Here is a 23,026-nt window from a genome sequence, read left to right as displayed (position 1 = left end):
CCGGCGGCAAGCGCCTGCCGGCCCAAGGTGCCGCATGGCCTGCTGCGCCGCTGCGACACAATGCCGGCTTCCCTGGAGAGTCCATGACCGCCACGCCCACCTTCACAGTCGAAGACCACATCCGCCTGCGCCGCGTCGGCGCCATGGCTGCCTCGCCCGACGGCCGCTGGCTGGCGGTCGCCGTGCAGCGGCTCGACCGCGACGGGGTGAAGTACGTGGCCGACCTGTGGAAGGTGCCCACCGACGGCGGCGAGCCCATGCAGCTGACCCGCGGCGAGTGCAACGACGCGGCGCCCTGCTTCCGCCACGACGGCGCGCTCGGCTTCCTGTCGAACCGCCAACCGACCGACGTCAAGCCCGACGAGGACGCCGACAAGCGCATGCAGGTCTGGCTGCTGCCGACCACCGGTGGCGAGCCGGTGCAGCTGACCGACGAGCCGCTGGGCATCGAGGAGTTCCGCTTCGCCGCCAAGGCCGACCGCCTGCTGGCGCTGGCGCCGGTGCTGCCGGACGTCGAGCACGGCAAGCAGCGCGAGACGGCCGCCGAGCGCGCCAAGAAGGGACCGAGCCTGCGCACGTTCAAGCGCCAGCCGGTGCGCCACTGGGACCACTGGCTGCACCAGGACACCGATCGAGCCAGCACGCACCTGCTGCTGATGACGGCCGGCGGCCAGGACCGCGTGGACCTCACGCCCGAAGCGGCCGGCGAGCTGGACATCGATCCCGCGTTCGCCATCACGGCCGACGGCCGCCGCGCGGCGTTCACCTGGCGCACGGCCGGCACCGACCGCGAGGACGACTACACGATGGTCCTGCTGGACCTGCAGACGCGCCAGCGCATCGTGCTGCCGCAGGCGCCGTGCAGCAACAGCGAGATGCCGCACTTCTCGCCCGACGGCCGCCAGCTGGCGTTCGTGCGCTCGACGCGCTCGGCACGCGACGTCGTGCGGCCGGTGCTGGTCGTCGCCGACGAGAACGGCGCCACGCGCGAACTCGCGCGCGCCTGGGACCGCTGGCCGATGCCCTGGGACTGGTCGGCGGATGGCCGCCAGCTGTTCGTGACCGCAGACGACGCGGGCGTGCTGCCGGTGTTCGCGGTGGACGTCGCGTCCGGCGACGTGCAGCGCCTCACCGCCGGCGCCGGCGCGCACTCGGGCGTCGTCGCGCTGCCGCAGGGCGGCTTCGCGTGCAGCCGATCGACGCTGCTGGACGCGCCCGAATGCCACGTGCACGACGGCCGCCCCGACAGCGCGCCGCGCCCGCTCGCACGGCTGTCCGGCTTCGAGCCCGCGACGGCGTGGGCCGAGACGGAGAGCATCACGACCTTGTCGGACGACGGCACGCCGATCCAGAGCTGGATCACGCGGCCGAAGAACGCCGCCGCGCCCTCGCCCGTGCTGCTGTGGATCCACGGCGGCCCGATCGGCATGAGCGGCGATGGCTGGCACTGGCGCTGGAACTCGCTGCTGGCCGTGGCGCAGGGCTACACCGTCGTGCAGCCGAACCCGCGCGGCTCGACCGGCTTCGGCCAGCAGTTCATCCAGGGCATCTGGGGCAACGTGTGGGGTGGCCAGTGCTACCGCGACCTGATGGCGGTGACCGACGCATTGGAGAAGCGAGCCGACGTGGACCCGACGCGCATCATGGCCATGGGCGGCAGCTTCGGCGGCTACATGACCAACTGGATCGGCACGCAGACGCAACGCTTCCGCTGCCTCATCACGCACGCCAGCATCGTGACGATGGCCAACTTCACCGGCACCACCGACCACCCGGCGTGGTGGTACCTGGAGATGGGCGGCGAGAACCCGTACGCGCAGCCAGATGCGTACGACCGCTACGCCCCGATCCGCCACATCGCGAACTGGAAGACGCCGGTGCTGATCCTGCACGGCGAGAAGGACTACCGCTGCCCGGTGGGCGAAGGCCTGAACCTGTTCGAGGCGCTGCAGTACCACGGGGTGGAGAGCGAACTGGCGATCTTCCCCGACGAGAACCACTGGATCCTGAAGCCGCGCAACGTCGTCGCGTGGTACGAGCAGGTGCTGGGGTTCCTCGGGAAGCACATGCAGGCGCACTGACGCGCTTGCTGGCGCGCTTCGCGCTGGCGCAGAAGAGACAAGGACCTGTCCTTTGTCCTTTCCGTGGCTTCTGTCCCTCGTCCGCGTCCTCTGTGTCGAGAACTCCAGCGGGGCGCGTCAGCGCGAACGCGCCTACGGCTCAGAGCAGCTCGGCAACGAGGACAGCAAGGCCCGCAAGGTTGATCGCGGACCCGGCCAGGAGGCGGACAGTGCGGGACATGAAGTCACTGTACGCACCTGCCGCTCGATGCTCAATGGGGCCCAGGCGATGGGGAACATTGGCGCGGCCTATCGGCCGCAGCTGGGGGCCGGGAGCGGTGGATTCCCGCCTTCGCGGGAATGACGAGGGCCCGCGCAGGCCCGTCGTCCCCGCGGAGGCGGGGACCCATCGCTTCCATCGACCTCGTGAAGAATGCGGAAGCGATGGATTCCCGCCTTCGCGGGAATGACGGGATCAGCCGCGCTGCGTCTCGATCCAGCGCTCGATCCTTGCCTGCAACAGCGACAGCGGCATCGCGCCCTCGCTGAGCACTTGCGTGTGGAACTTGCGGATGTCGAACTTCGCGCCGAGCGCCTGCCGCGCACGCTCGCGCAGTTCGAGCAGCTTCAGCTCGCCGATCTTGTACGCCAGCGCCTGGCCCGGCCAGGCCATGTAGCGCTCGGTCGCGCGGCGGGCGGAGTCTTCGGTGCGCCCCTCGACGTCCTGCATGTACTTCATGGTCTGCTCGCGCGACCAGCCCTTGTCGTGCAGGCCCGTGTCGACCACGAGGCGCACGGCACGGTGCAGTTCCATCGACAGGCGGCCCAGCCACGTGATCGGGTCCTCGTACAGGCCCATGTCGCGGCCCAGGCCCTCGGCGTACAGAGCCCAGCCTTCGCCGAACGCGTCGTACCAGGCGTTGCGGCGCAGGCGCGGCAACGAGGTCAGCTCCTGTTGCAGGGCCATCTGGTAGTGGTGGCCCGGCTGGCCTTCGTGCAGGAACAGCGCGGTCATCGACGGCGTGCTGGACTCCGCCGGGTTGGTGATCACCGTGTAGAAGATGCCGGGTCGCGAGCCGTCGGCCGCGGGCGGCGAGTACTGGTCCGACGCGGTTTCGCGGCGGATCGGCTCGATGGCCTTGATCGCCAGCGCGGCCTTCGGCGCCCGCTCGAACAGGCCCGGCAGCTTGGCCTTCACCTTCTCGTTGATCGCGGCGTACGCCTGCAGCACCTGGTCCTCGGTGCGAAACGGCTTGAGCGCCGGGTCCTCGCGCACGTGCAGCAGGAACTGCTCGAGCGAGCCCTGGAAGCCCAGCTTGTCGCGCACGGCCAGCATCTCGCCGCGGATGCGCGCGACTTCCTTCAGGCCCAGCTCGTGGATCTGCACCGGGTCCATCGACGTCGTCGTGAACGAGCGGACCTGCAGCCGGTACCAGTCGCGGCCACCGTCGAACGCGCCGATGCCGGCGGTGCTGCGCGCGGCCGGCAGGTAGCGCTCGGTCATGTAGACCCGCAGCCGATGCACCGCCGGCGCGATCGCCGTCTTCACCGTGTCGCGGTACGCGGCCTCGATCCCGGCGCGGTCGGCCTGCGGAACGCCATCGGGAAACTTCTTCAGGCCTTCGAGGTAGGGGCTGGCCAGCGGATCGGCCTTGTCCAGCATCTCCAGCTGCGGCAGCACGCGTTCGACCAGCGCACGCGGCAGCACGATGCCGCGCGCGATGCCTTCGTCCATGTTGCGCATCGCCTGCGCGATCCACGCGGGCAGCGCCTGCAGCCGCTTGAGGAAATGACGGTAGTTGGCGGCGGTCTTCAGCGGCTGCGATGCATTGCCGCTGGCCCACTGCGCCAGGCGCACGGGCACGCTGTCGGCGATGCCGACCGGCATCAGCCACCACGGATAGGCCAGCAGCGCGAGCTTGTCGGTGGCCTCGTGGTGCAGCAGGTCCCAGGTGATGCGGTCACTGGCGGACAGCGACGCCGGATCGATGCGCTTCAGCTGCGCGAGCGTCGTGCGGTACAGGCGCTCCTGCCGCTTGCGGTGCTCCGGCGCGATCTCGATCTCGAACTTGCCTTCGTACGCCGGGTCGCCGGTGTTCTCGGTCGCGTCCATCGGGAACAGCGCCCAGCGCGCCGCGTCGTAGCGGTCGGCCAGGGTGGCGAGTTCCGTGGCCGCGGACGGGCGTGGCTTCGCGAGCACCGCCGGCACGGCGGCAAGGCCGGCGGAAGCGGCGAGGAAGCGATGGAAGCTGCGGCGGTCGAGGGTCATGGTGTCCGATCGGTGAAGCCCGCGATCTTCCCGGACCCCGGGCCGCAGGTCCAATGAAAAGCAGCGCGGCTATTGATGCCGCGGATGCACGAACAACAGGGCCGGGGCGCCGAGCATCTCGACCTCGCCTTCCTGGACGGCGCCCATCGCTTTCGCCAGCTTGATCGACGGCGCGTTCGGCGGGCGGATCATGCTGATGACGCGATCGCGCTGCAGTGCGTCGTGCGCCACACGCAAGGCGGCCGTCGCGGCTTCGCGCGCATAGCCCTGGCCCCAGTGCTCGCGCCCCAGCAACCACGCGAGCTCGAAGCCCGGCCAGCCGGGCACGTCGATGAAGCCGGTATGGCCCACCAGCGGACCATCGCGCAACTGCACCGCCCAGATGCCGTAGCCGCGCATCGCCCAGTGCCCCAGCATGCCGGCCATGCTGCGCCACGTGATCTCCGGCGGGTTGGCTTGCCCCGTACCGACGTAGCGCATGACGTCCGGGTCGGCGCAGAAACGCGAGTAGTCCGCGTGGTCGGCGGGCGAAAACTGCCGCAGCACCAGCCGTTCGGTTTCGACCACGCGCGGTGCCAGCTTGTCGTTCATCGTCGATGTCATGCGGGTTGGAGCAAACCCTTCTGCGCAAGCAGCGGCTCGATGCGCGGCCCGCGGCCGCGGAACGCCTCGTACGCACGGCCCGGCTCCATCGTGTTGCCCGAGCCGTAGATGCAGCGCTTCAGGCGCGCGGCCACGTCGGCATCGAACGGGTTGCCCGCTTCCACGAAGGCGTCGTAGGCGTCGGCATCGAGCACCTCGGCCCACAGGTACACGTAGTAGCCCGCGGCATAGCCGCCGGAGAACAGGTGCTGGAAGTGCGGCAGGCGGTGGTTCAGGCCGGCGGCTGGGGGCAGGCCGCGGTCGCGCAGCACCTGCGCCTCGAACGCCACCCAGTCCTGCACCGACGCCGGATCCGGATGCGTGTGCACCGCCATGTCGACGATGGCGCTGGCGCAGTAGCGCACGGTCTCGTACCCCTGGCCGAAGCGCTGCGCGTGCTGGATGCGCGTGACCAGCGCTTCCGGGATCGGCTCGCCGGTGGCGACGTGGCGCGCGTGACGTTGCAGCACCTCGCGCTCCTCGGCCCAGTGCTCGAACAGCTGGGAGGGCAGCTCGACGAAGTCGCGCAGCACGCGCGTGCCGGACAGCTCGCGGTACGTGACGTCCGACAGCAGGCCATGCAGGCCGTGGCCGAACTCGTGGAACAGCGTCCGTACGTCATCGAACGACAGCAGCGTCGGCTCGCCCTTGGCGAAGTTGTTGTTGTTGATGATCACCGGCCGCACCGTGCCGCCGTTGCGGGCCTGCCAGTGGAAGCCGTTCATCCAGGCGCCGCTGCGCTTGCCCGGCCGCGCGAAGTTGTCGTGCAGGAACAGGCCCACCGGGGCGCCGGCCGCGTCGATCACCTCGTACGCCTTGACGTCGGGGTGGTACAGCTTCAGCTCGGGACGCGCGACGAAGCGGATGCCGAACAGGCGCTGCGCGCAGTCGAACGCAGACTGCACCATCGCGTCGAGCGGGAAATACGGCTTGACCTCGGCGTCGTCGACCGCGTACTGGCGCTGGCGCACCTGCTCGGCCCAGAAGCGCCAGTCCCAGGGTTGCAGTTCGCCAGAGTCGCCTGCGTCGCGGCGCAGGGCGTCGATCGCCTCGCGCTCGCCCGACAGCGCCTTCAGCGCGCGGCCGTAGACGTTGTCCAGCAATTCATCGACCGCCGCGGGCTTGCCGGCCATGCGATCCACCAGCGCGTAGTCGGCGTAAGTGGCGTAGCCGTGCAGCTGCGCGAGCTCGTGGCGCAGCTGGACGATCTGGCCGATCAGCGGGCGGTTGTCGTGCTCGCCGGCGTGCTCGCCGCGGCTGGTCCACGCGCGCCACGCTTTTTCACGCAGGTCGCGCCGGCGCGAGAAGGTGAGGAACGGCACGATCAGCGAGCGCGAGAGCGTGATGACGTGGCCCGGCAGGCCGCGTTCCGCTGCGGCACCGGCAGCGGCTGCCAGCACGAATTCAGGCAGGCCCTCGACGTCGTCCCCGGACAGCGGCAGGTGCCATGCGGTCTCTTCATGCAGCACGTTCTGGCCGAAGGCGGTGCTCATCGCGGCCAGCCGCTCGGTGATGGCGGCATGGCGCGACTGGCTGGCGGCGTCGAGCCGGGCACCGGAACGCACGAAGCCCAGGTGCATGCGCTCGAGCAGGCGCAGCTGCTCCGGATCGAGGCCCAGCTGCCGCCGGCGTTCGTGCAGCGCGTCGATGCGGCGGAACAGGCCCGCGTGCATCGTCACCGCGTTCTCGTGCGCGGCGAGCGGCACGGCCATCTCGCGTTCGACGGCGCGCAGCGCTTCGCTGCTGTGCGACGAGCACAGGTTGCCGAACATGCCGACCACGCGGCGCAGCAGCTTGCCGCTGCGGTCCAGCGCGGCCAGCGTGTTGTCGAAGGTGGGCGGCTGCGGATCGGCGGCGATCGCGTCGATCTCGGCGAGGTGCTGCGCCATGGCTTCGCGCAGCGCGGGAGCGAAATGGTCGGGGGAGGTGCGGTCGAAGGGCGGCAGCTGGAAGGGGGCGTCCCAGGGCTGCAGCAGCGGGTTGGGCTGGGTGGTCGTCATGGCGGGAGGGTGGCGCCGCGGGTGGCGGCTGGGGTGCGCGGAGGTGGGCGCGGGTGAGGGGCATTTTAGGACGGCACGCCTTGTCGTCCCCGCGCGCGCTGCCGTCATTCCCCGAAGGCGGGAATCCATCGCTTCCGTCTGGACCAAGTGAAAGAGATGGGTCCCCGCCTCCGCGGGGACGACGGAGGCGGGATGGCGGACTAGCTGAAGTGCAAATTGGCGACGCGCAGCCACGGCAACTGCATGCCGGTACCCGCCTGGCGCTCGCGGCTGGCGCCGATGATGTCGCGCAGCATGGTTGCGACGTTGCCGCTGATCATCGTCTCCGACAGCGCACCGCCCACCTCGCCCCCCTGCAGGCGGAAGCTGTTCTTGATGACGCCGGAGAAGTCGCCGTTGGCTGCGGGGCGGCCCATCGACAGGCGGCCGACCAGCGCGCCGCGCTGCACGCCACCGACCAGGTCGGCCAGCGCCGTGGTGCCCGCGCGCACGTCCCAGCCGCCTTCGGCCGGCGTCGGCACGTGCGCCACGCCCGTCTTGCGGCTGCCGTACAGCGTGGGCAGCAGCGCCTGCAGCACGCCGTCGCGCACGACCGCGCGCGAGGGCGCCACGAAGCCGTCGCTCGACACGCCGACGACGCCGGGCATGTCGCCGGTGAGGTCCAGGTTGAAGTGCGGCGAAGCGATCGGCTGCCCGGCGCTGTCGCGGTACAGGGACGTGCCGGCGACCAGCGATGCGTCGGTGAGTTGCCCGAGCAGCCAGCCGACCAGGTCCTGCACCGCGTTGGGCGCCAGCACGACGTCGCCGACGAACTTTTCGCCCAGCGGGTTCGCGTCGACCTGGCGCGTGGTGTCGCGCAGCATCGCCGTGAGGCCGAACTGGTCAAGCACGCCGCCGAGGTCGTGCGTGTGGCCGGCCGTGTAGTTGAACGAACTGCTGCGCTGGCCTTCACGCGCGCTGCCCATCGCCATCACGGTGTAGAAGCCGACCTGCCCCGCGACGTCGCTGCCGCCCGTGGTCAGCAGGTGGAAGTCACGGCGCTCGTGCGACGCGATGGCGCTTTCCAGGTGCATGGTGGGCGTCGCCTCCGCGCGGAACTTCAGCAGCGTGGACAGCGCGCCGGTGAGCTGCGACGGGTCGGCCTCCTGCGGGCCTTGCGTGACGCGCGCACGTTGGCCCGACGACAGCGCATGCGCAGCGTCCTGCGGTGCGCCCATCGCGTCCTGGAACAGCTGGCGTGCGCACTGCTGCAAGCCTGCGGCGTCGGGACTGGTGACGCGCGTGCGCGCCATGCGGCCGTCGACGATGCCGGCCAACGACAGCGTCCCGGCTTCCACCGAGCGCAGCAGGCTCGGCTCGTTGTCGATGGCGTTCAGCTCCATTTGCACCGCCTGCGACGCGGTCGCCTGCGCGTGCTCGAACCCCGCCGCGCGCAGCGCGGCGAGCGCGGCTTCGGCCTGTGCCTGCAATTGCATCGTGCCCATCATTCGCCTCCCAGCTGCGCGCGCGTACGCAGCGCCGGACCACCCATCGACACGACCATCACCTGCTTCTTGCCGCAGTAGCCGCGCGCTTCCCACTGCACCTCGGACGACACCGCGTCCACCGCCTGCAGCACCTTGATGGCCGACCCGGACAGCGTGGTGTCGCGGATGGCCCGCCCCAGCTTGCCGCCCTTGATCTCGTAGCCGAGCGTGACGCCGAACATGAACTCCGTGGTCGTGTCGGCCTGGCCGTTGCTGGTGCGCAGCAGGTAGTAGCCGTCGTCGACGCCGGCGATCATGTCGTCCAGCTTGTCGTTGCCGGGAAGGATGACGGTGTTGCGCATGCGCACGAGCGGCTCGTCGGCCGGCGCGTACGCGCGCGCGCTGCCGGTCACCGGGATGCCGAGCTGGGCCGCGGTCTCGCGGCTGCTCATGAAGCCGCGCAGCACGCCGCGGTCGATCAGCACCGCGTCCTGCCCGGGCGCGCCTTCGTCGTCCACGTACACCGGCACCATCGCCTCCTCGCCGCGGAACGTGTGCGCGATGTCGACCATGCTCACCAGCTCGCTGGCGATGGATTTGCCGACCAGGTCGCCCGTGATCGCGCCGCCCAGCACGATGTCGGCCTCGCACGGGTGGCCCATGGCCTCGTGCGCCAGGATGCCCGCGAGCGCCGGCCCGAGGACGACGGTCTTCAAGCCGCCACGCGCATGCACCGCCTCGCGCTTGGCCTGCAGGTGGCCATGCAACGCGTCGAGGCGGGCCTCCCAGGCGGCAGGCCCGAGGTCGAGGTCCGCCAGGCTGCCCTTGCAGCTGTCGCCTTCCACCAGTTCGACCGGCGTCCCGTCGGCGCCGTCGATGGTGAAGGCGATCGACACCATGCCGCGCTGGATGGCCTGCGAGGCGTCGGAGCCGAGGCTGTTGGTGACGTGCTTGTCGTGGTGCTCGTCCTCCGCCCGCACGCGGACCGACTTGAGGTCCGGGTAGCGGCTGCGGCACCAGTCGGTGATCGCCTGCAGGCGCTCGACCAGTTCCTTCTGGCCGATCGCGGGGCGGCCCTGGAACGCATGGCGTCCCTTGTAAGTGCCGCCGGGCAGGCCGGCGGCCTCTTTCGGCCCGAACGCCGCCATCGCCTGCGCATTGCGCAGCGCGCGGTCCTTCAGGCGCTCGATCGCCTGCGCGTCGGACGCGCCGGTCGCCGAGGCGAAGCCCCAGTAGCCGCCCTGCTGCACGCGCACGCAGGCACCGCCTTCGCTGGACTGCTGGTTGGTGGTGAGGCTGCCGTCGATCATCAGCAGCGCCCGTTTGCGCAGCTCGTGGCGGCGCGTTTCGACGTACGTCATGCGAAGCTCCTGGGCCGGGTGGGCCGCGGAGGGATTACAGCAGGTTCCGTCGTCCCCGCGAAGGCGGGGACCCATCGCTTCCCATTTCGAATCGGATGAAGAAGGAAGCGATGGATTCCCGCCTTCGCGGGAATGACGGCACCCCCTTAAGATCACCCCATGCTGCAACGACGCCTTCTCCTCGCCGCTGCGACGGCCCTGCCCTTCGCGGCTTCGGCGCAAGCGCCGGCTGCGCTCCCCGCGAAGTTCGATCCGTCCCGCGACGCCGCGGCTGACGTGCGCACCGCCATCGACATGGCGCGCGCGCAGAAGAAGCGCGTGCTGGTCGACGTCGGCGGCGAGTGGTGCATCTGGTGCCACATCCTCGACAAGTTCGTCTCGTCGCATCCCGACGTGAAGAAGGTGGTCGAGGACCACTACGTGTGGGTGAAGGTGAACTGGTCGCCGCAGAACCGCAACGAGGCGCTCCTGGGGCAGTGGCCCAAGATCAAGGGCTACCCGCACCTGTTCGTGCTGGACGAGCAGGGCAAGCTGCTGCACTCGCAGGACACCAGCGAGCTGGAGGCCGGCAAGGACTACGACGAACAGAAGATGCTCGCCTTCCTGCGCAAGTACCGGCGCGCGGCCTGAGATGCGGCTGTTGTTCGTCGGCGGCACGCGCTTTTCCGGCCTGGCGGCGGTGCGCATCGCGCTGGAGCGCGGCCACCAGGTCGACGTGTTCCACCGCGGCAAGTCCAAGCCCGAGGGCCTGGCCGGCGCGCGCGAGATCCTCGGCGACCGGCACTCGGACCTGCAGCTGCTGGCGCGCGGCGAGTGGGACGCGGTGGTCGACACCTGCGGCTTCCGTCCGGGCGAGGTCCACCAGCTGGCCGACGCGCTCGACCGCCGCGCGGGCCACTACACCTTCATCTCCTCGGGCTCGGTCTACGCCCTGGACGTGCCGGCCGGTCCGGATGAATCGGCACGTCTCGCGACCACGGACGCACTGGACCCGGCGACGCTGGACACGGTGCCGATCGACGGCGACAACTACGGCCCGCTGAAGGTGCTGAGCGAACGCGCCGCACAGGCGCGCTTTGCCAGCTGCGCGCTGCTGCGGCCCACGTACATCGTCGGCCCCGGCGACTACACGCAGCGGTTCCCGGAGTGGGTGCGGCGGCTGGCGGCGGGCGGGCGCGTGACGGCGCCGGGCCCACGCGATGCGGCGATCCAGCACGTCGACGCCCGCGACCTGGGCGCCTTCATCGTCGATGCAGCCGAACGCCGCCTGCAAGGCCCGTTCAACGTCGCCGCGCAGCGCGGCCCGTTCAGCTTCGGCGACATGCTGGAAGGCATCGCCGGGGCCGTTGCGCCCGCCGGGACGACGATCGACTGGATCACGCCGGAGCAGGCCCGCGCCAGCGGCCAGGAGTTCCCGCTGTGGCACGGCGGCGAGACCTACGGCTTCGCGTCGATGGACACGAAGGTGGCCTACGCCGCCGGCCTGCAGTGCCGGCCGCTGCATGAGACCGTCGTCGACACCCTGGCCTGGGTGCGCGCGGCAGGTCACAACTGATCACACCTCCAGCGACGCGCGCGTGGCACAACGGGGCCATGCGCGCCCGCCGAGCCTCGCCCGCCCTCCTCGCCCTGCTGCTGGCCGGCTGCGGCGGCGGCAGCGTGGTGGTGAGCAGCCCGGGGTTCTTCCTGGACATCAACGGCTTCGGCAACGGCTTCCACGTCGACCGGGTCGCCCCCGGACAGCTCACGGCTGCGATCCAGCCGGGCCAATCGATCGAGTTCGACGCCGACGAGCCCGCGTCCTGGACGGTGGCGGTCAACGGCAACGCGCCGGTGCCGGCAGGCAGCACCGTGGTGGTCGGCGGCTTGTCGATCACCACGACGCTCGTCAGTTCGAACCGGATTCGCGTGACGACGGCCGTCGCGCCGAATGCGATCGTGCTGCCGGCGACCGTGGTGCTGACCGCGTTCGCGCAGCACGGCGGCCGCGACGCGACCACGGTCACGCTGGAGATTCGTTAAGCGGCGGCTGCGTGCTGGATGCCGCGCGGGATGGCGGCCAGCAGCTGCTTGGTGTACGGGTGCTGCGGGTCGGCGTAGATCTGCTCGGCGCTCCCGCGCTCGACGATCTCTCCCTTGTTCATCACCAGGATGTCGTCCGCCATGTACTTCACCACCGCCAGGTCGTGGCTGATGAAGACGTACGTGAGGCCGAACTCCTGCTGCAGGTCCAGCAGCAGGTTGAGCACCGTGGCCTGCACGCTGACGTCCAGCGCGCTGACGCTCTCGTCGCACACGATGATTTCCGGCTGCATGGTCAGGCAGCGAGCGATGGCGATGCGCTGGCGCTGGCCGCCGGAAAACTCGTGCGGGTACTTGCCGAACGCCGCGGCCGGCAGGCCCACCTTCTCCAGCCAGCCGAGCGCCAGGCGCGCGCGGTCGTTGTCGTCGGCGCCGATGCCGTGGATGCGCATCGGCTCCATCAGGACCTGGCCGATGGTGAAACGCGGGTTCAGGCTCGCGTACGGGTTCTGGAAAATGATCTGGATGCGGCGGCGGTACGGCTGCAGCGCCGAGCCGGCCAGCGTCGCCAGGTCCTGGCCTTCGAACAGGATGCGGCCGCCGGTGGCTTGCGTCAGGCGGGTGAGCATCATGCCGATGGTGGTCTTGCCCGAGCCGGACTCGCCGACCACGCCCAGCGTGCGGCCCTTGTGCAGATCGAAGTCGGCGCCGCGCACGGCGTCGATCACCTTGCGCTTGAACAAGCCTTCCTTCAGCTGGTAGGCCTTGCGCAGGCCTTCCACGCGCACCAGCGGCTCGCCCGACGGCGGCGGCGACACGCGCTGCTCGGTGACGAGCGGGCGGTTGTTGACGATGTCGTCGATGACGGGCAGGCGCAGCGGCCGCGTGTCCAGCCGCGGGCGGCAGGCCAGCAGCGCGCGTGTGTACGCGTCCTCCGGGGCGTGGAACAGCTGCTGCGCATCGCCGGCCTCGCGCACGACGCCGTGGCGCATGACGATCACCTGCCTGGCGACCTCGCCCACCAGGGCCAGGTCGTGGCTGATGAACAGCATGCTCATGCGATGGCGCTCCTGCAGCCCCGCCAGCAGGTCCACGACCTGGCGCTGCACGGTGACGTCCAGCGCGGTGGTGGGTTCGTCGGCGATCAGCAGCTTGGGCTCGCAGGCGATCGCGATGGCGATCATCACGCGCTGTTGCTGGCCGCCCGACAGCTCGTGCGGGTAGGCGTCCAGCCGCGCACGCGGCTCGGGGATGCCGACTTCGTTGAGCAGTTCGAGCGCGCGATCACGTGCTTCGCGCGCGCTGACCGGCAGGTGCATCAGGATCGCCTCGGCGATCTGTTCGCCCACCGTCATCACCGGGTTCAGGGAGCTCATGGGCTCCTGGAACACGACAGAGATCTCCTTGCCGCGCAGCCGGCGCATCGCCTCCGGCGATTCCTTGGCCAGGTCGCGGCCTTCGAAGGAGATGCGGCTGGCGGGATCGACGACGGCGTTGTCCGGCAGCAGCCGCACGATGCTCATCGCGCTGACGCTCTTGCCGCTGCCCGATTCGCCCACGAGGGCGACAGTGGTGTTGGCGGGGATGTCGAACGAGACGCCGCGCACGGCCTCGTGCACCTGGTCGCCCAGGCGGAAACCGACCTTCAGGTCGCGCACTTCGATGAGGGAGGTCATGGCTTCAGCGCAGCTTGGGATCGAGGGCGTCGCGCAGTGCATCGGTGAGCAGCGCGAAGGCGGTGACGAAGGTCGCCATGAACGCGGTGGCGGCCACGAGCTGCCACCACTTGCCCAGCACCAGCTCGGTCTGGGCTTCGTTGAGCATCGTGCCCCAGCTGACCATGTCGATCGGCACGCCCAGGCCCAGGAAGGACAGGATCACCTCGGCCTTGATGAAGGACACGACGTGCAGCGACAGCTGCACCAGCACGACGTGGCTGACGTTCGGCAGGATGTGGCCGAACATCCGCGACAGGTTGCCGGCGCCGATGGCTTCGGCGGCGCGCACGTACTCGCGGCTGCGGTGCTTCATGTACTCGGCGCGCACCAGGCGGTAGATGCCGGTCCAGCCGACCACGCCCAGGATGATGATGACGGGCACGATGCCCCCTTCGAACACCTTGGCCATCGGCCCCGACTTGAACACCGCGGCCAGCGCGAAGATCAGCAGGATGTACGGCACCGACGTGAAGACGTTGTAGACCCACTCGAGCGCGTCGTCGACCCAGCCGCCGAAGTAGCCGGCCAGTGCGCCGAGGAAGGTGCCGATCACGGTGGCGAACACCGCGGCCAGCAGGCCGACCAGGATGGAGACCTGCGCGCCCTTGATCGCCTTGTCCAGCACGTCGCGGCCGATGCGGTCGCCGCCGAAGGGCAGCGTGTCGCGCTTGACGTCGACCTCGGTCTTGATCGACGAGGCGCGGCGGGCCCACTCGTCGTAGTACTTGGCGAGCGGGTCGATGTCGGAGATGTCGACGTTGGGCACCACCTCGGCCTTCTCGACGTCGGCCTGCTTCTCGTCGGCGCCGACGAGCGTGGGCGGCGCGAATGGCACGCCCACTTCCTTCTGCCAGTTGCCGGCGACGACGCCGAACTGCGCCAGCAGCACGAGCACGAAGAACAGCGCGACGACGACCAGCGAGACCATGCCGACCCGGTCGCGGCGCAGGCGGGCCCAGGCCTGCGACCAGACGCCGGGCGAACGCGGCATCTGCGTGACCAGCGGATCGGGGATCGGCAGGCCTTCAAGGCCCTGGGGCGCGACCTGCGCGCCGGCGATGGTGGGCACGGCGCTCATTTGAGGACCACCCGCGGGTCGACGAACTTGTACAGCACGTCCGTGATGAGGTTGATGACCATCGTGAGCACGGCCAGGTAGATCGTGACCGCCTGGATCACGGGGTAGTCGCTGCGACCCACCGCGAGGAACACCTCGCGGCCCAGGCCCGGCACGGAGAAGAACACCTCGATGAGGAAGGAGCCGATGAACACCCCCGGCAGCTGCGTCGCCACGTTCGTGAGGATCGGGATCATCGCATTGCGCAGCACGTGCTTGAACAGGATCGTGCGCTCGGGCACGCCCTTGGCGCGCGCGGTGCGCACGTAGTCGTGGCCGATCTCGTCGAGGAAGAAGCTGCGGTACAGGCGCGTGTTGGGCGCCAGGCTCACCAGCACCGCCAGCAGCACGGGCAGGGGCGCGTACACGGCCAGGTTGGTCAGCGTGTTGGGCGTCCAGCCCTGCACGGGGAACCAGCCAAGGCGGAATGCGAACAGGTACTGCCCGACGATCACGTAGACCAGGAAGCTGATGGACAGCGCGATGGTCGTGATCATCATCACGGCGCGGTCGGTCAGGCTGCCGCGGACGTACGCCACGGCCATGCCGCACACGATGGCGAGCCCGACCTCGAGGATCAGGATCGGCACCATGATCGTCAGCGTCGCCGGCAGGCGCGACGAGAAGATGTTGTTGATCGCTTCCTTGGTCGCCCAGCTCTGGCCCCAGTCGAGGGTCAGGACCTGCTTGACGAAAATCCACAGCTGTTCGACGACCGGCTTGTCCAGGCCCAGCTGGCGGCGGATGGATTCGATCTGCGCGGTGGACGCTTGCAGGCCGCCCAGGATTTCGGCCGGGTCGCCGCCGAAGTACTTGAACAGGAAGAAGACGAGCAGGATGACGCCGGCCAGGGTCGGGATCATCTGCAGGACCCGCCTGAGGATGAAGGAGAGCATCGGGATCGGAGGCCTCGGATGGCCGGGCGGATGGCGCCAGGCTCTAACTTAGGGATTACCGCTCATGGCGGCCGCCTGGGCGCGCATTATGCTTGCGGGTTGTCCTGAACTGATCAGATGTTACTCAGCCTAAACCCTAAGGTCCGGGCGCTGGCCACAAGCCTGCTCCTGGTGCTGGGGGCAGCCCACACGGCCCATGCCCAGCCCGCCGCCGCCCCGGCGGAAAAAGTTTTCCGCTACGCCTACCCTATCGCCGAGACCGGCTTCGACCCGGCCCAGATCAGCGACCTGTACTCGGCCATCGCGCTGGCCAACATCTTCGAGGCGCCGTACCAGTACGACTACCTCGCGCGGCCGGTGAAGATCCGGCCCAACCTGGCCGAGGCGATGCCCGAGGTGTCGTCTGACTTCCGCACCTGGACCTTTCGCCTGAAGAACGGCGTGCTGTTCGCCGATGACGCCGCCTTCGGCGGCAAGCCGCGCGAGGTGACCGCGCAGGACTACGTCTACTCGCTCAAGCGCTTCTTCGACCCGGTCAACAAGAGCCCCAACTACAGCTCGTTCAACGAGGAGGGCATCCTCGGCCTGGAGGCGTTGCGCAAGAAGGCCGAAACGGGCGCGAAGTTCGACTACGACACCGAGGTGGAAGGCCTGCGTGCGCTGGACCGCTACACGGTGCAGATCAAGCTGAAGGAGCCGCGCCCGCGCTTCATCAACACGCTGGCCGATCCCACCTACGGCGGCGTCGTCGCGCGCGAGGTGATCGAGAAGTACGCCGACAAGACCATGGAGCACCCGGTGGGCACCGGCCCGTTCATGCTCCAGAGCTGGCGCCGGTCGTCGCAGATGGTGTTCGTGCGCAACCCGCGCTACCGCGAGGTGCACTACGAAGCCGAGCCCGCGCCCAACGACCAGCGCGCGCAGGCGATCTACGCCCAGATGAAGGGCAAGCGCCTGCCCATGGTCGACAAGGTGATCGTGAACGTGATCGACGAGCCGCAACCGCGCTGGCTCGCGTTCCTGAACAACGAGCACGACTTCATGGAACGCCTGCCGCAGAACTTCGTCACGCAGGCGATCCCGAACAACAAGCTCGCGCCCAACCTCGCCAAGCGCGGCATCCAGATGGCCCAGTCCCCGCTGACGGACATCACGATGTTCTATTTCCGGATGGACGACCCCACGGTGGGCGGCTACACGCCGGAGAAGGTGGCGCTGCGCCGGGCGATCGGCCTCGCGCTGGACACGGCCGAGGAGGTGCGGCTGCCGCGCCGCGGCCAGGCCATCGTGGCCCAGAGCTTCATCATGCCCAACACGCCCAGCTACGACCCGAAGTTCCACACGGAACTGGGCACGTTCGACAAGGCGCGGTCGATCGCGCTGCTGGACATGTTCGGCTACGTCGACAAGGACGGCGACGGCTGGCGCGACATGCCGGACGGCTCGCCGCTGGTGCTGTACCTGGACACCCTCGGCCGCGCGGACTACCGCGAGCTGGACGAGGTGATGAAGAAGAACCTCGACTCGGTCGGCGTCAAGCTGGTGCTGCGCCTGGGCCAGTGGCCCGAGCAGCTGAAGGCTTCGCGTGCCGGCAAGCTGCAGATGTGGGGCTTCGGCGTGTCGGGCAGCTCGCCCAACTCCGGCGGCCTGCTGGAGTACATGTACGGCAAGTCCGTCGGCCAGCAGAACCACTCGCGCTTCAAGAACGACAGGTTCGACGAGCTGTACCAGAAGCAGCTGGTCATGCCCGACGGCCCCGAGCGCGACGCCGTCATCAAGGACATGAACCGCATCCTGGCCGCCTACATGCCGTACAAGCCGCGCGTGCACCGCATCGGCACCGACCTGTGGCAACCCTGGATGACCGGCTACATGCGCCACCCGTTCGCGCGTGAGTTCTGGCAGTACATCGACGTCGACATGAGCAAGGCGCCCCACCAATGACGAAGCATCTCCCCATGACACTGACTTCCGTGGCGCGTGCGTGCGCCCTCGCCTCCCTGCTCGCTTCGTCCGCGTTCGCCGCCGTCGTGCCCGCCGGCGTCACGCTGCACCCGACGCAGACCCTGATCCGCAACAACGGCTCCGAGCCGGAGTCGCTGGACCCCGCGATCGCCGAGACGGTCGGCGCCAACAACATCACCCGTGACCTGTTCGAAGCGCTCACCGCGGTGGACGGCGACGGCAAGGTCGTGCCCGGCGTGGCCGAGAGCTGGAAGCAGGTCGACCCGACCACCTGGACCTTCAAGCTGCGCCAGAACGCCAAGTGGTCCAACGGCGACCCGGTGACCGCCGAGGACGTGGTCTACGGTATCCGCCGCTTCCTGGACCCGAAGACCGCGTCCAAGTACGCGGCCACCTATGGCGTGTTCCTGCTCCATGGCAAGGAAGTCGCGATGGGCAAGAAGCCGCCGGCCGAAGCCGGCGTGCGCGCGGTCGACAAGTTCACGGTGGAGATCAAGACGCCGTTCCCGGTCGCTTTCCTGCCGCAGCTGGTGTCCAACAACAACCTCGGCCCGGTGCACAAGGCGTCGGTCGAGAAGTTCGGCAAGGACTGGACCAAGCCGGGCAACATGGTCAGCAACGGCGCGTACGTGCTGCGCGACTGGGTCGTCAACCGCAGCGTGGTGCTGGAGAAGAACCCGCAGTACTGGGACGCCAAGAACGTGCAGCTCACGCGCGTCACGTACCTGGGCGTCGAGGACGGCAACGCGGACGTCAAGCTGTACGAAGCCGGCCAGAACGAGTTCGTGTACCAGCTGCCGCCCGGCACCTACGAGGACATGAAGAAGAAGTACCCCAAGGAGGTGCGCAACGCGCCGATGCTGGGGCTGCGCTACTACGACTTCCAGACGCAGAACCCGGTGTTCAAGGACGTGCGGGTCCGCAAGGCCCTGACGATGGTGCTGGACCGCGACATCCTCGCGCAGAAGGTCACGGCCGACGGCCAGATCCCCGCCTACGGGATCATCGTCAAGGGCATGGAAGGCGCCGACGTCGTCGAATACGAGTGGGCCAAGTGGCCGATGGCCAGGAAGGTCGAGGAAGCCAAGAAGCTGCTGGCCGAAGCCGGCGTGAAGCCGGGGACCAAGTACACGTTCTCGTACAACACGAGCGAGTACCACAAGAAGATGGCCATCTTCGCCCAGTCGGAATGGAAGAACAAGCTGGGCATCAACCTCGAGCTCGAGGCCATGGAGTTCAAGGTGCTGGTGAAGAAGCGCCACGACGGCGCCTTCGAGATGGCGCGCGACGGCTTCATCGCCGACTACAACGACGCCACCAACTTCCTGGCGCTGATCCGCTGCGATTCGGACCAGAACAACAACTTCAACTGCAACAAGAAGGGCGAGGAGCTGATCGTCCAGGGCGAGCGCAGCACCGACCCCGCCAAGCGCAAGCAACTTCTCACGCAGGCCGCGAAGTTGATCATGGATGACTACCCGATCATCCCGCTGGTGCAGTACTCGCTGCCCCGGCTGGTAAAATCCTACGTGGGCGGGTACTCGCTGCTGAACGCGCAGGATCGCTTCCGCAGCAAGGACCTGTACATCATCAAGCACTGAGCGCGCACCCGCGCCCCGTCGCGACGCCCCGCGTACCCCGCGGGGCGTTTTCTTGAGAGCGAGCCCTCCCGGACATGTGGTCCTACACGCTGCGTCGCCTGCTGGTGACCATTCCCACCCTGCTGGCCGTCATCACGGTCTGCTACGTGCTCGTGCACGCGGCGCCGGGAGGGCCGTTCGACGACGAGCGCAAGGTGTCCGAGGCGGTGCTCGCCAACCTGCAGGCCAAGTACCACCTGGACCAGCCGGCCTGGAAGCAGTACCTCTTCTACCTGAACAACCTGGTCCACGGCGACCTCGGCGCGTCGTTCCGCTACGCCGACTGGTCGGTCAATGACCTGGTCGCCGCGGCGCTGCCTGTCTCGCTGACCATCGGCGGCGTGGCGATGCTGGTGTCGCTGGTCATCGGCGTCGGCCTGGGCATTGCCGCCGCGCTGCGGCAGAACAGCCTGGCCGACCACGCGGTGATGGCGATCGCCAACGTCGGCAGCGTCGTTCCCTCGTTCGTGCTCGGGCCGGTGCTGATCCTCGTGTTCGCGCTGTCGCTGCGCTGGCTGCCCGCCGGCGGCTGGGACGGCTTCGGGTCACCGGCGTACATGGTGATGCCGATCGCGCTGCTCACGTTCATCAACGTCGCCACCATCGGCCGCGTGATGCGCGGCAGCCTGATCGAGGTGATGCACTCCAACTTCATCCGCACCGCGCGCGCCAAGGGACTGCCTACGCGCGTCGTGGTGCTGCGGCACGCGTTGAAGCCGGCACTGCTGCCCGTGGTGTCGCTGGTCGGCCCGCTGGCCATTTCGTCGATCACCGCCGCCATCGTCACCGAGACCGTGTTCTCGCTGCCCGGCATCGGCCGCCTGATCGTCAACGGCGCCGCCAATCGCGACTACACGCTGGTGCTCGGCCTGGTGGTCCTGATCACGGTCATCGCGGTCGCGCTGAACCTGCTGGTGGACCTGGCCTACGCGGCGCTCGACCCGCGCATCCGGTACTGATGATGGCCTTCGGAAGCAATCGGGAAGCCGTCGTCGGCCTGCTGGCCGAGACGCCCGTCGCGGTGCGCGGCCGCAGCCCGTGGTCGGACGCACGCCGCCGGTTCATGCGCAACCGCGCCGCCGTCATATCGACCGTGCTGCTGGCGGTGATCGCGCTGGCCTGCATCGTCGGCCCGCTGGTGCTGCCGCATGGCTTCGACACCACCGACTGGGACGCGATGAAGCTGCCGCCCACCTGGCAGAACATGCACTGGTGGGGCACCGACGAATCGGGCCGCGACCTGCTGGTGCGTTGCCTGGTCGGCGGGCGCATCTCGCTGATGGTCGGCATCCTGGCCACGCTGGCGTCCGTGACGATCGGCATCGCCTGGGGCGCCACCGCCGGGTTCATCGGCGGCCGCACCGACACCTTCATGATGCGGTTCGTCGACATGATGTACGCGATCCCCTACCTGCTGATCGCCATCCTGCTGGTGACGCTGCTGGGGCGCGAGTTCTACCTGGTGGTGCTCGCCATCACCGCTTTCTCGTGGATGGACATGGCACGCGTGGTGCGCGGGCAGACGCTGTCGCTGCGCACCCGCGAATTCGTCGAGGCCGCGCGCGCCACCGGCGTGCCGACGCGCCGCATCATCGCTTCGCACATCGTGCCCAACCTGCTGGGCATCGTCGTCATCTACACCACCGTCACCGTGCCGGGGGTCATCCTCACGGAGTCGGTGCTGTCCTTCCTGGGCCTGGGCATCCAGGAGCCGATGACCAGCTGGGGCGTGCTGATCCACGACGGCACCAACGTGATGGAAGGCGCGCCCTGGATGCTGCTGTTCCCGGGTGCCATGCTGTCGCTGACCCTGTACTGCTTCAACTTCATCGGCGACGGCCTGCGCGACGCGCTCGATCCGAAGGAACGCTGAGATGGCTTCCCCTCCCCTGCTCGACGTGCGCGACCTCGGCGTGCGCTTCGCCACGCCCGACGGCGACGTGTCGGCCGTCAACGGCATCTCCTTCTCGCTCGAGCGCGGCCAGACCCTGGGCATCGTCGGCGAGAGCGGCTCCGGCAAGAGCCAGAGCATGCTGGCGCTCATGGGCTTGCTGGCCGCCAACGGGCGCGGATCCGGCCAGGCGATGTTCCAGGGCGAGGACCTGCTCGCGATGCCAGAGCGCCGCCTGAACCAGGTGCGCGGCGACCGCGTCGCGATGATCTTCCAGGACCCGATGACGTCGCTGAACCCGTACCTGACGGTCGAGCGCCAGATGACGGAGGTGCTGGAGCTGCACAAGGGGCTGTCGCGCAGGAGCGCGCTGCAGCTCGCGATCCAGACGCTGGAGCAGGTGCGCATTCCCGACGCGGCGCGCCGGATTCGCATGTACCCGCACGAGTTCTCCGGCGGCATGCGCCAGCGCATCATGATCGCCATGGCGCTGCTGTGCCAGCCGGATTTGCTGATCGCCGACGAACCGACGACGGCGCTCGACGTCACGGTGCAGGCGCAGACGATGACGCTTTTGCGCGACCTGCAGCGCGAGTCGGGCACCGCCATCATCCTGATCACGCACGACCTGGGCGTCGTCGCCGGCCTGTGCGACGAAGTCATGGTGCTGTACGGCGGCCGCGTGATGGAACAAGGCAGCGCCGAGCAGATCTTCTACAAGCCGACGCACCCGTACACCGTCGGCCTGCTGGGCGCGGCGCCTCGGCTGGAGCACGAAGGCGACCGGCTGCTCGCCATCCCGGGCATGCCGCCCAGCATGGCGCGCCTGCCGGCGGGTTGCCCGTTCAGCGAGCGTTGCGACATGGTGCTGGAGCGCTGCGCGACGGAACGGCCCTTGCTTGCGGCCGCGAACGACGAGGCCGTGCTGCGCGCGTGCCATCGCGCCCCGGACGACGTCCGCAGCCTCGGATGGAAGGCGCACTGATGGCCGCCACCGACGCCACTCCCCTGCTGTCCGTGCGCGACCTGCACGTGCGCTTCCCCGTGCGCGGCGAAGGAATGCTGCCCTGGTCGCCGCAGCGTACCCTGAAGGCCGTCAACGGCGTGAGCCTCGACGTCCACCCCGGCGAGACGCTGGGCATCGTCGGCGAGTCGGGCTGCGGCAAGTCGACGCTCGCGCGCTCGCTGCTGAACCTGGTGCCGGTGCACGCCGGCGAGATCACGTGGATGGGCCAGCCCATGCGCGGCGCGTCGCCCGCTGCGTGGCAGAAGGTGCGCCGGCACGTGCAGATGATCTTCCAGGACCCGCTGGCGTCGCTCGACCCGCGCATGAACGTGCTGCAGATCGTCAGCGAGCCGCTGCGCACGCACGAGCCGCAGTTGTCGCGCGGCGAGGTCCTCGCGCGCGTGAAGGCCATGCTGTCGCGCGTCGGGCTGTCGGAAGCGCAGATGTACCGCTATCCGCACGAGTTCTCGGGTGGCCAGTGCCAGCGCATCGGCATCGCGCGGGCCCTGATCCTGCGGCCCAAGCTGGTGGTGTGCGACGAGCCGGTGTCCGCGCTCGACGTGTCGATCCAGGCCCAGATCATCAACCTGCTGCAGGACCTGCAGAAGGAGATGCAGCTGGCGCTGGTGTTCATCGCCCACGACCTCGCCGTCGTGCGCCACATCAGCAACCGCGTGCTCGTGATGTACCTGGGGCGCACGATGGAAGTGGCGGACAAGCATGCGCTGTACCGCCAGCCGCGCCACCCGTACACGCAGGCGCTGCAATCGGCGGTGCCGATTCCCGACCCGCGCCGCGAGCGCGCCAAGGTCGTGCAGCTGCTGCAAGGCGACATCCCGTCGCCGATCAACCCGCCGTCCGGCTGCGTGTTCCGCACGCGGTGCCCGAAGGCGTTCGACCGCTGCGCGGCCGAGGTCCCGCCGCTGATCCAGGTGGACGCGGAAAGCCAGGCGGCCTGCTGGTTGTACTGAGC

General features: G+C 69.2%; 18 protein-coding genes. 10 read left to right on the top strand and 8 right to left on the bottom strand.

What is annotated here, in order from left to right; all coding sequences use genetic code 11:
* The first annotated feature begins 83 nt into the window (after positions 1-83).
* Complete coding sequence (locus tag I8E28_RS06970) at positions 84-2,081, top strand: dipeptidyl-peptidase 5 (RefSeq protein ID WP_200787266.1); 1,998 nt, start codon at positions 84-86, stop codon at positions 2,079-2,081.
* 454 nt (positions 2,082-2,535) lie between these two features.
* Here I8E28_RS06970 and I8E28_RS06965 read toward each other — a convergent pair whose 3' ends face one another.
* The 5 genes from I8E28_RS06965 to I8E28_RS06945 all read right to left on the bottom strand — a co-directional run bounded on the left by I8E28_RS06965 (position 2,536) and on the right by I8E28_RS06945 (position 9,798).
* Positions 2,536-4,329 carry a DUF885 domain-containing protein gene (locus tag I8E28_RS06965; protein WP_200787265.1) on the bottom strand — a complete coding sequence of 598 codons (1,794 nt, stop codon included), beginning with the start codon at positions 4,327-4,329 and terminating at the stop codon, positions 2,536-2,538.
* A gap of 69 nt (positions 4,330-4,398) precedes the next feature.
* The gene (locus I8E28_RS06960) at positions 4,399-4,920 is read right to left on the bottom strand and encodes a GNAT family N-acetyltransferase (RefSeq protein WP_200787264.1); all 522 of its coding nucleotides are present in this window, start codon (positions 4,918-4,920) and stop codon (positions 4,399-4,401) included.
* 8 nt (positions 4,921-4,928) lie between these two features.
* On the bottom strand, positions 4,929-6,971 hold the full coding sequence (locus I8E28_RS06955; protein WP_200787263.1) for a M3 family metallopeptidase: 2,043 nt from the start codon (positions 6,969-6,971) through the stop codon (positions 4,929-4,931).
* A 200-nt stretch (positions 6,972-7,171) separates the two neighbouring features.
* A complete protein-coding gene (locus tag I8E28_RS06950) occupies positions 7,172-8,446 on the bottom strand; it encodes a metallopeptidase TldD-related protein (RefSeq protein ID WP_200787262.1) in 1,275 nt (424 codons plus the stop codon).
* Between the two features lie 8 nt (positions 8,447-8,454).
* The gene (locus I8E28_RS06945; protein ID WP_200787261.1) at positions 8,455-9,798 is read right to left on the bottom strand and encodes a TldD/PmbA family protein; all 1,344 of its coding nucleotides are present in this window, start codon (positions 9,796-9,798) and stop codon (positions 8,455-8,457) included.
* Positions 9,799-9,957: 159 nt separating this feature from the next.
* Here I8E28_RS06945 and I8E28_RS06940 point away from each other — a divergent pair, with 159 nt between their 5' ends.
* From I8E28_RS06940 to I8E28_RS06930, 3 genes are read left to right on the top strand one after another with little or no spacing between them, the layout of a single operon-like run.
* Positions 9,958-10,428 carry a thioredoxin family protein gene (locus I8E28_RS06940; RefSeq protein ID WP_200787260.1) on the top strand — a complete coding sequence of 157 codons (471 nt, stop codon included), beginning with the start codon at positions 9,958-9,960 and terminating at the stop codon, positions 10,426-10,428.
* A gap of 1 nt (position 10,429) precedes the next feature.
* Complete coding sequence (locus I8E28_RS06935) at positions 10,430-11,353, top strand: NAD-dependent epimerase/dehydratase family protein (protein WP_200787259.1); 924 nt, start codon at positions 10,430-10,432, stop codon at positions 11,351-11,353.
* Positions 11,354-11,391: 38 nt separating this feature from the next.
* Entirely contained in the window at positions 11,392-11,820 is a 429-nt protein-coding gene (locus tag I8E28_RS06930) for a hypothetical protein (protein WP_200787258.1), read from the top strand.
* On the opposite strand, the gene I8E28_RS06925 is transcribed toward I8E28_RS06930, so the two are convergent.
* Genes I8E28_RS06925 through I8E28_RS06915 form a run of 3 tightly spaced genes read right to left on the bottom strand, consistent with a single transcriptional unit; the run spans position 11,817 to position 15,551 of the window.
* Positions 11,817-13,496, bottom strand: coding sequence for an ABC transporter ATP-binding protein (locus I8E28_RS06925; protein ID WP_200787257.1), 1,680 nt, complete (start codon positions 13,494-13,496; stop codon positions 11,817-11,819). The genes I8E28_RS06930 and I8E28_RS06925 overlap by 4 nt on opposite strands.
* A 4-nt stretch (positions 13,497-13,500) precedes the next feature.
* The gene (locus I8E28_RS06920) at positions 13,501-14,616 is read right to left on the bottom strand and encodes an ABC transporter permease (RefSeq protein ID WP_420850208.1); all 1,116 of its coding nucleotides are present in this window, start codon (positions 14,614-14,616) and stop codon (positions 13,501-13,503) included.
* Positions 14,613-15,551, bottom strand: coding sequence for an ABC transporter permease (locus I8E28_RS06915; RefSeq protein ID WP_200787256.1), 939 nt, complete (start codon positions 15,549-15,551; stop codon positions 14,613-14,615). Before I8E28_RS06915 ends, I8E28_RS06920 begins: the two co-directional genes overlap by 4 nt.
* Positions 15,552-15,722: 171 nt before the next feature.
* Here I8E28_RS06915 and I8E28_RS06910 point away from each other — a divergent pair, with 171 nt between their 5' ends.
* The 6 genes from I8E28_RS06910 (at position 15,723) to I8E28_RS06885 (ending at position 23,024) form a co-directional block, all read left to right on the top strand.
* Positions 15,723-17,495 (top strand): ABC transporter substrate-binding protein, encoded by a 1,773-nt coding sequence (locus tag I8E28_RS06910; RefSeq protein ID WP_338050736.1) that lies wholly within the window; start codon positions 15,723-15,725, stop codon positions 17,493-17,495.
* Between the two features lie 14 nt (positions 17,496-17,509).
* Positions 17,510-19,117: a peptide ABC transporter substrate-binding protein gene (locus tag I8E28_RS06905; RefSeq protein WP_200787254.1), complete on the top strand. Its 1,608-nt coding sequence runs from the start codon at positions 17,510-17,512 to the stop codon at positions 19,115-19,117.
* Positions 19,118-19,191: 74 nt separating this feature from the next.
* Complete coding sequence (gene oppB, locus I8E28_RS06900; RefSeq protein ID WP_200787253.1) at positions 19,192-20,115, top strand: oligopeptide ABC transporter permease OppB; 924 nt, start codon at positions 19,192-19,194, stop codon at positions 20,113-20,115.
* 2 nt (positions 20,116-20,117) lie between these two features.
* Positions 20,118-21,029 carry an ABC transporter permease gene (locus tag I8E28_RS06895; RefSeq protein WP_200790322.1) on the top strand — a complete coding sequence of 304 codons (912 nt, stop codon included), beginning with the start codon at positions 20,118-20,120 and terminating at the stop codon, positions 21,027-21,029.
* Position 21,030: 1 nt separating this feature from the next.
* On the top strand, positions 21,031-22,032 hold the full coding sequence (locus I8E28_RS06890) for an oligopeptide/dipeptide ABC transporter ATP-binding protein (protein ID WP_200787252.1): 1,002 nt from the start codon (positions 21,031-21,033) through the stop codon (positions 22,030-22,032).
* Positions 22,017-23,024 carry an ABC transporter ATP-binding protein gene (locus tag I8E28_RS06885; RefSeq protein WP_420850207.1) on the top strand — a complete coding sequence of 336 codons (1,008 nt, stop codon included), beginning with the start codon at positions 22,017-22,019 and terminating at the stop codon, positions 23,022-23,024. The genes I8E28_RS06890 and I8E28_RS06885 overlap by 16 nt, the downstream gene beginning before the upstream one ends.
* Positions 23,025-23,026 lie beyond the last annotated feature (2 nt).

Source organism: Ramlibacter algicola, from assembly GCF_016641735.1.
GTDB lineage: Bacteria > Pseudomonadota > Gammaproteobacteria > Burkholderiales > Burkholderiaceae_C > Ramlibacter > Ramlibacter algicola.
This window is presented reverse-complemented; position numbering and strand designations above follow the sequence as displayed.